Source organism: Streptococcus sp. GMD4S, from assembly GCF_000296955.1.
The window spans coordinates 1-1,477 of record NZ_AJRE01000501.1; the positions used below are offsets into that span (position 1 = coordinate 1).

Here is a 1,477-nt window from a genome sequence, read left to right on the forward strand (position 1 = left end):
TAGTAGCTTCTTTTTGCCATTTTTTGATAAAGACTGAGCTGACTTCTTTGGACAAGAAAAGTCCAAAGCGAACATCACTGGTTGATAGCTTCATTTGTCCTGCTTCCACAACTAGAATTTCATAAAACTTGCCAGCTTCTTCTAGGATGCTTTCTGCTACGATTTGAAAACCGTGGTCTTGTAGCCAGATGCGCAAGTCGTCTTCACGATTATTGGGCTGGAGGATTAAACGTTCTACATTCGCAAGCTTGTCCAAGCCTTCTTCTAGGATCGTTGCAATCAAGCGCCCGCCCATACCAGCAATAGTGATGACCGATACTTGATCAGATTCTTCAAAAGATGCCAAACCATTGGCTAAACGGACTTGGATTTTCTCCTTTAGACCGTGAGCCTCTACATTTTTGACCGCAGACTGGTAGGGACCAACCACCACTTCGCCTGCAATGGCACCTTCAATTTGCCCTCTCTCGACCAACTCGATAGGCAGATAAGCATGGTCACTCCCCACATCTAGTAACACAGCACCTTGGGGCACAAAGGACGCCACCAATTCTAATCTCTTTGAAATCATCTTCTCTCACTTTCCAAAACTCTGTTACCTCTTATTATACCACATTTCATACTCTTCAAAAATCAAATTCAAACCGCGTCAACGTCGCCTTGCCGTACTCAAGTACAGCCTGCGGCTAGTTTCCTAGTTTGCTCTTTGATTTTCATTGAGTATCAGCTAGCAATCTTGCACCTAAAAAGACCGCAATCCACAGATTGCAGTCTTTCTTTATTTTCTAGCTTGGTAACGACTGGTTAGAATGAAAATCACGGTAAAGACCAACATCATGGCCCCATAAACAGGCAGTGTTTGTCCTGTAAGTGTCGAAATTTCAAGCAGTTTCTGGATTCTTGGGAAGAGAGCTGTGGCTAGGAAACCACCTACTGACCAGACAATCAAGAGGACACGCCAGAGGGTAAATGGCATGCAGGCTCTAAATACAGATAAGAAACCGATAGACCCCAAGAGATAATAGAGTAGGGTTGAGATTTCTAACTCAGACCAACCTTGACTCGCTCCAAAAATTTTCACAAAAAGAACGCTGAACACAACCATCAGTGCGCTTGGTAGGGCACGAAGCATGGATTTTCTGAGGAAGTTTGCTTCGACTGGTTTGATATTTCGCTCAAAAGTCAGAACAAATGGCGGGAACCCTTCCACGAACTGGTCAATCATGGTAATCTGGATTGGAATGAAGGGGAAAATCAAAATCCACTCAGACCGTCCTAGAAGAGCACTGGCGATACAGATGACAGCGAGCAAGAAGGAATAGATTGTCTTTATCAAGAAAATCGGTGCAATATGGGCAATGTTATTGACCACACGACGACCTTCAAAGAGAATCTCAGGAACATCATTAAAGTCAGAGTTCAAGAGAACCAGATTAGCAATCTGACGAGTCGCAGGATCTCCTTCAGCCATAACGAT

General features: G+C 43.9%; 1 protein-coding gene and 1 pseudogene. Both read right to left on the minus strand.

Annotated elements, in window-relative coordinates:
- On the minus strand, positions 1–571 hold a 571-nt coding region (locus GMD4S_RS12105), incomplete at its 3' end, for a tRNA (adenine(22)-N(1))-methyltransferase (protein ID WP_000624076.1).
- A gap of 207 nt (positions 572–778) precedes the next feature.
- A pseudogene (locus tag GMD4S_RS12110) lies at positions 779–1,477 on the minus strand (ATPase); the annotation flags it as partial.